This is a genomic window from Segatella copri (assembly GCF_009494835.1).
Classification (GTDB): Bacteria; Bacteroidota; Bacteroidia; order Bacteroidales; family Bacteroidaceae; genus Prevotella; species Prevotella copri_F.
The window spans coordinates 1-7,435 of record NZ_VZBE01000012.1; the positions used below are offsets into that span (position 1 = coordinate 1).

At 47.5% G+C, this 7,435-nt stretch carries 4 protein-coding genes; all 4 read left to right on the forward strand.

What is annotated here, in order from left to right:
- The first annotated feature begins 899 nt into the window (after nucleotides 1-899).
- From F7D47_RS02080 to F7D47_RS02095, 4 genes are read left to right on the forward strand one after another with little or no spacing between them, the layout of a single operon-like run.
- Entirely contained in the window at nucleotides 900-1,310 is a 411-nt protein-coding gene (locus F7D47_RS02080) for a hypothetical protein (protein ID WP_153085177.1), read from the forward strand.
- A gap of 7 nt (nucleotides 1,311-1,317) precedes the next feature.
- Nucleotides 1,318-2,826 (forward strand): type I restriction-modification system subunit M, encoded by a 1,509-nt coding sequence (locus tag F7D47_RS02085; RefSeq protein ID WP_153085178.1) that lies wholly within the window; start codon nucleotides 1,318-1,320, stop codon nucleotides 2,824-2,826.
- A gap of 3 nt (nucleotides 2,827-2,829) precedes the next feature.
- Entirely contained in the window at nucleotides 2,830-4,074 is a 1,245-nt protein-coding gene (locus tag F7D47_RS02090) for a restriction endonuclease subunit S (RefSeq protein ID WP_153085179.1), read from the forward strand.
- Nucleotides 4,075-4,125: 51 nt separating this feature from the next.
- Nucleotides 4,126-7,170, forward strand: coding sequence for a type I restriction endonuclease subunit R (locus tag F7D47_RS02095; RefSeq protein ID WP_153085180.1), 3,045 nt, complete (start codon nucleotides 4,126-4,128; stop codon nucleotides 7,168-7,170).
- Nucleotides 7,171-7,435 lie beyond the last annotated feature (265 nt).

Genomic DNA, 7,435 nt, shown 5'->3' on the forward strand with positions numbered 1-7,435 from the left:
CAAAAGGCTGTTCTTTCGATTGCCGGTGCAAAGATACAACATTTTCGGGCAGAATGCAAGCTTTCACCCTGACTTTCTATGTGAGAAAAGCTATAAGTAGCTGTAATACAATAAGTTCTGTTGATTTTCTATCTGAACTTTATTGCAAATAATAAAAAAAACGCAGAAAAAGTACAATGGAGAACAAAGAAAGGCAAAAGCGGTCATTTCCGGTCATGGTCATTTTCGGTCATTTTCAAAATGAGTTGGGTCATTTTGAGCTATAGTAAATATAAATATTATTTATATTATACTATAGATGACCTTTTCTCCCCCGAAACGAAAATGACCGGAAATGACCATGACCGAAAATGACCGGAATATAATCCTCATAGTGATGGGAGATAATAAATTGTTAGATGCGCTAAAGTGTTGGCTATTAATGTTATATATGATTTGTGTGTAGTCTTGCTATAATTGTGTACGTATAAAATAATCTACATTCATCAGGCTCATATTTGTACCTTATTGTTCTTCTTTTGCCCTTTTTCTACCTGTCATTTCTTCTATTTTTGTCAAAAATACCTACCTTTAGAGCATGATTTAGAGTCCGAGGAGGGGCATTTTTTACCCTTAGAAGAGGGGGTAAAACATCTTCCTAACCCCCATATTTGCATTTTTCCGTTAAATAACGTGATAAAATTCTTGGGTTTGCCAACTTTTTATTATCTTTGCTAGCAATTAACAAATTATTGACGTAGCAATAGTCTGGAAAGCTAGAAACTACATAATAACAATACTAAGATGAAAAGATATAACTTCTTGACGTACAAAGCTTTAGGGGGGGTAATTTTGCTCAGGCAAAGTTAGCCCAATATCATCATGTTCTTATCCGCAGGCGAATATTATCTTATTTTTATATGATAATAGTCGCTTTTTTTATGCTTTCTTCCACCGCCTGTTCTAGCGACGAAGAAACAGAAAAATCAGAGGCTTTTGATTACGAAACCACATTTTTAGCCCACGAATGGCAGATTTCAGCCCTTTATCAGCGCGTTGGAAGTATCTTTATCGACGTAAAAGAGGCTCCTTTGTTCTGCAGTTTCACCTCAGATGCTATTTCTTTCACCGAAACGATGGAAGTGAACCACTTCGACGAAGGCGGTAAAATAACCCAAACTACCACCGAAAACGTTGCTTGCGGTCAGTACACCTATTTAATAAAGGAGAACAAAATACAGATAGATAATCAGATATTCACCATTACGGACAACAACGGGACCCTCGTTCTGCAGAATGAGGACTGGAAGCTAGTGCTCGTAGAAAAATAAACATATTATGGCTAAGAAACAAGATACAATCAGCATTGGTTTTGAAGAGAAAATATGGAAGGCTGCCGATATTCTGAGAGGCAACCTCAGCGCTTCGCAATACGAGGGCGTAGTGCTCGGACTCATTTTTCTGAAATACATCAGCGACCGCTTCGAACAGAAGTTCCAGGAGCTGCAGGGTGACGAATACGCCGACCCGGAAGATAAGGACGAATACACTGCCGAGAACATCTTCTTTGTGCCTGCTGAAGCCCGATGGAGCAAGATTAGTGCTGCTGCCCACACACCAGAAATTGGCGTGATAATAGATGAAGCACTTACCGCCATTGAGCGTGAGAACGAAAGACTGAAGGGCATTCTGCCTAAGAATTTCGCCCGTCCGGAGCTGGACAAGCGCCGTCTGGGTGATGTGGTAGATCTCTTTACGAATATAGAAATGCACGATGCTGGCGAGGAGAAAGACCTGCTGGGCAGAACCTACGAATACTGTCTGCAGCAGTTTGCTTCCTTGGAGGGCAAGAATGGTGGCGAGTTCTATACGCCTTCCTGCATTGTCCGTACGCTGGTAGAGATTCTGGAGCCTTACGAGGGCAGAGTTTATGACCCTTGCTGCGGAAGCGGCGGTATGTTTGTGCAGAGCGCCAAGTTTATAGAGCGCCACAAGGGAAACCTGCGCAAGATTAGTATCTACGGTCAGGAGGCAAACCCTGATACGTGGAAGATGGCGCACATGAACCTTGCCATCCGTGGCTTGGATGCGAACTTAGGAAAAGTCTTTGCCGACACATTCTATGATGACCAGCACCCTACGCTGAAGGCAGATTACATTCTTGCCAATCCTCCTTTCAATCTCAGCGACTGGGGACAGAGTGCGCTTCAGGAAGACGTGCGCTGGCAGTATGGTTTGCCACCAGCTGGCAACGCCAACTTTGCGTGGATGCAGCACATGATTCACCATCTGGCTCCAAACGGAAAGATTGGTTTGGTGCTGGCGAATGGTGCGCTTTCGAGTCAGAGTGGCGGCGAGGGACAGATTCGCCAAGCCATCATCGAAGCCGATCTGGTAGAGGGAATCGTGGCTTTGCCTTCGCAGCTGTTCTACAGTACGGGTATTCCTGTAAGTCTTTGGTTTATCAGCCGCAACAAGGCGCAGAAGGGCAAGACCGTGTTTATCGACGCCCGCAATCTGGGCACGATGGTTACCCGCAAGCTTCGTGAGCTGATGCCTGATACGGATATTAAAAAAATCTCTGACACCTTCCATGCGTTCCAGCAGGGAACCCTGGAGGATGAGAAGGGCTTCTGTGCCGTATGCACCACCGAGCAGATTGCTGCTCAGGACTTCATTCTGACTCCTGGCAGATACGTAGGAATCGCCGAAGACGAAGGCGACGGAGTGCCTTTCGAGGAGAAAATGACGAATCTCACCGGAGAGCTGAAGCAGCTGTTTGAGGAAAGCAAGAAGCAGGAAGAAGAGATCAGATTGCAGTTGAAGAAAATTGGATGGGAGGTGTAAAGTATGGAGTGGAAGCATTATAAAATGGATGAACTGATTGAAGAAATCTCCATGGGACCTTTTGGCTCTGATGTCAAAAAAGAATTCTATGTTGATAATGGTGTTCCAATCCTCAACGGTTCAAATTTGCAAGGCTTTAAGCTTAAAGAAGATAGCTTTGGCTATTTGACAAAAGAAAAGGCAGATTCTCTTAAGAAATGTAATGCTCATAGAGGTGATATTATAGTAACTCATAGAGGAACATTAGGACAGATAGTTTATGTTCCTGTTAATTCGAAATATGACAGATATGTTATTTCGCAAAGTCAATTTCGCTTTCGTTGTAAAGCAGATCTTGTTGATGTTCAATATCTCGTTTATTATTTTCACACAAGAGAAGGTCAGTATAAGATACTAGCAAATGCTTCGCAAGTAGGAGTACCTGCTTTAGCAAGAGCAACATCTACTTTTAGATTAATAGATATTAAGCTGCCTCCGCTAGACGACCAGCGCCGCATTGCCTCCATCCTTTCTTCTCTCGACCGGAAGATAGAGTTGAACAACAAGATCAATGCTGATTTGGAGGAGATGGCACAGGCTATTTTCAAGAATTGGTTCGTTGACTTTGAGCCTTTCAAGGATGGTAAGTTCGTTGATAGTGAATTGGGAATGATTCCGAAAGGATGGAATGTAGGAAGGCTTGATGAAATTGCTGATGTAGTAGGTGGAAGTACTCCTTCAAAAGCTAAGCCGGAGTATTACACTCAGAAGGGAATAGCTTGGTTAACACCAAAGGACTTATCTAACCATCCTGCCGTTTACTCTTCAAGAGGAGAAATCGACATAACAGAAGAAGGCTACAATAGCACATCGACAAAGTTAATGCCTAAGGGTACTATATTGTTTACATCAAGAGCACCTATTGGATATATTTCAATTGCTCAGAATGATATTTGTACCAATCAGGGTTTTAAATCTCTTGTTCCAAAGAAAGCAGGAACTTGTTTCCTGTATTGCTTCTTGAAATATGTAACCCCTGAGATTGAAAACAAATCTACAGGGTCAACGTTTAAGGAAGCATCGGGATCATTGATGAAGTCTCTGCAAGTAATAATGCCGGAGCAAAAAGTATTTGAGGATTTTGAGACTATTGTGTCGCCCTTATTTGCAAGAATTGAATCCTTGGAAAAGGAGAACTCCCGCCTCTCCCTTCTCCGCGACACCCTTCTCCCTCGCTTAATGTCAGGCGAGCTGGAAGTCCCGGAATAAGAAGAGCAACGAAAGAAAATAACGAGAAAGAAAATATAAAATATTAATAATATGGCAGACGACAAGAAATTCACCGAAGACGCATACGAGCAAACGCTCATTGCCCTGTTCCGGGACGAACTCGGCTATGCGTACGAATGTGGCTACGAGGTGGAGCGCGACTATAAGGAGCCTTTCTATCGTGCCGATTTGGTCGCCTCGATGCGACGGCTTAATCCTCAACTGCCAGCCGATGTAATGGATGAAGGAATCAAGCAAATCACCAACATCAGCATCGGTACTTTAGAACAGAACAACGAGCAGTTTACACTCTGGATGCAAAACGGTCTGGAGGTGGGATTCCTGCAAGATGGCGAAGAACGAACAGCCCTGATGAGGCTCATCGACTTCGACCACCCCGAAAGAAACCTCTTCAAGGTGGTGAACCAGTGGAGAGTAGAAGAGTATAAGAACAAGCGCTGCGACATGGTGGTGATGGTCAACGGATTGCCCCTCGTGGTGGTGGAGCTGAAAAGCGCCATCTCCGAAGACGCATCCATCGATGATGCCTACAAGCAGATCAAGAACTATCAGCAGAGCATTCCAAGCCTCTTCAGCTACAACGCCTTCAACGTAATCAGCGACATGAGCGAGACCCGTGCCGGAACCATCACCGCCAAGCAAGACCGCTACATGGAATGGAAGACCGTGGACGGCTCATACGAGTCAACCCTCTTCGCCGACTATCGCACCTTCTTCCTCGGCATGTTCCAGCAGCAGCGACTGCTCGACATCCTGCAGAACTTCATCTGCTTCGACAAGAACCAGGGCAAATACGCCAAGATTCTTACCGCCTACCATCAGTACTACGCCGTGGGCAAAGCCCTGCAGCGCACCCGTACGGCAGTGGAAGGCAACGGAAAAATCGGTGTGTTCTGGCACACGCAGGGTTCGGGCAAGAGCCTCTCCATGGTGTTCTACGCCCACCAGCTGGTGCAGCGACTGCCCGAAGTAACCATCGTGGTGGTAACCGACCGCAAGGACCTCGACAACCAGCTCTTCGGTCAGTTCTGCCGCTGCCAGGACTTCCTTCGTCAGGAACCACAGAACGCCCAGAGCCGTGAAGACCTGGGCAATCTGCTCCGTAACCGAAAGAGTGGGGGAATCATCTTTACCACCATTCAGAAGTTTGAAGAAGGCGACTCGGCACTCTCTACCCGCCGCAACATCATCGTGATGACCGACGAGGCGCACCGCTCGCAATATGGAGATGAGCACTGGGACAACAAGAGTCTGACGATGAAGAAAGGATTCAGCCAGAAGATGAGAGAAGCCCTGCCAGGCGCCTCATTCATCGGTTTCACCGGAACGCCTATCAGCGACCGCGACAGAGACACGGAGGAAGTGTTCGGCAACTACATCGACGTTTACGACATGAGTCAGGCGGTAGATGATGGAGCCACCCGTCCGGTCTATTACGAGAGCCGTGTGGTGAACCTGAACCTCGACGAAGACACGATGAAGCTGCTGGACGATGAGTTCGACAACCTAGCCGATGAGGGTGCCACCGAGGAGCAGATCAGGCAGGCGAAGCAGGAGCACAGCCGACTGGAAGTGCTCTTGGGTGAAGACGCCACCATCGACACGCTGGTAAGGGATATTGTGAAGCACTACGAGGAAAACCGTGCGCAGGAACTCACCGGCAAGGCAATGATCGTAGCACTGACCCGAAGCATCGCCATCAAAATCTACCGCAAGATGCTGGAGCTTCGCCCCGGGTGGACGGAGAAAGTAAAAGTGGTGATGAGCGGTTCGAACCAGGACCCCGAAGACTGGCAGCCGATTATCGGCAACGAAGCCTACAAGAAGGAACTGGCAAGAAAATTCAAGGACAACGACGATGAGATGAAAATCGCCATCGTAAGAGATATGTGGCTCACGGGCTTCGATGTTCCGTCGCTCGCCACCATGTACGTATATAAGCCGATGAGCGGTCATAACCTGATGCAGGCAATAGCCCGTGTGAACCGAGTATTCCCGGGCAAGGAAGGCGGACTGATAGTGGATTACGTAGGCATTGCGCAGGCGCTGAAGAGTGCCATGCAGCAGTACACCAACCGTGACCGCCGCCGCTTCGGAGACCCCGACATCGCCAAGACCGCCCTGGTGAAATGGAAGGAAGAGATGGAAATCTGCCGTGACCAGCTTCATGGTTTCGACTATTCCGGCTTCTTCGAACAGGACAACTCGAAGCGGGCACTCGCCATTACGAGCGGAGCCAACTTCCTGAGTTCTCCAGCCATGGTTCAGCGCAAGAAGAATTTCATGGAGCACAGCAATCTGCTTCACAACGCCACCACGCTCTGCCGTTCGCTTCTGAATGAGCAGCAGAAGGCAGAGGTGTGCTATATGGATGCGTTGCGCGTGATGATGCTCAAACTCTCGCAGAAGGGCAAAATCAGCCGACATGAAATCAACGAGCGCATCGGTGAGCTGCTCCGTCAGAGTGTGAAGACTGACGGAGTCATCAATCTCTTCGGCGACCGCCAGATAGAGTTCTCGCTCTTCGACGACGCCTTCATCCAGGAGGTGAAGAACATGAAGGAGCGCAACCTGGCGGTGGAACTGCTCACCAAACTGATGAAAGAAAAAATCAAGCAGCAGCAGAAGACCAACGTGGTTCAGAGCGACCTCTTCTCCGACATGCTCAGCCAGAGTCTCTCCAACTATCTGAAGGGCTTGCTCACCAACGAGGAAGTGATAGAGGAACTGTTGAAAATGGCTCAGCAGATGAAGCAGGCAGAAGCAGAGGGCAACGACCTGGGACTTTCGCCCGAGGAGAAGGCATTCTATGATGCGCTCTCCACGCCCGAAGGAGTGCGGCAGGCTTACTCCGACGAGGAGTTTGTGGCGCTGACCCGGGAACTGACGGAAGTACTGCACCGCAACCGCACCATCGACTGGAACCGGAAGGAATCAGCCAGGGCGAAGATGCGAGTGATGGTGAAGCGACTGCTCAAGAAGTATAAGTATCCACCAGAGGGTGCAGAAAAGGCGCTGGAAACTGTGATGCGCCAATGCGACCACTGGGCGGATGATGAAGAAAACGTAGTATAAACCCTTTAAAATTTGAAGTAAGAAACAGAAAGTAAACAAGAGAAAATAACATATAGATATTGACGCTGATTATCTGCACTTCTACAGTATTTAGAACCTGCAAAATTCAAAAACGACAAGAAGAAGGTGACAGCAAGGCGTCCACTCCTCTACGGCGTGGGCAGTACTTGTTTGTACCTTGTCGTAGGTTCTTGCAGGTACCTTAATACTGGTACTTACAGGGAACCCCACGCCGCTTATTTAAACAACATAACAATTCAAACCT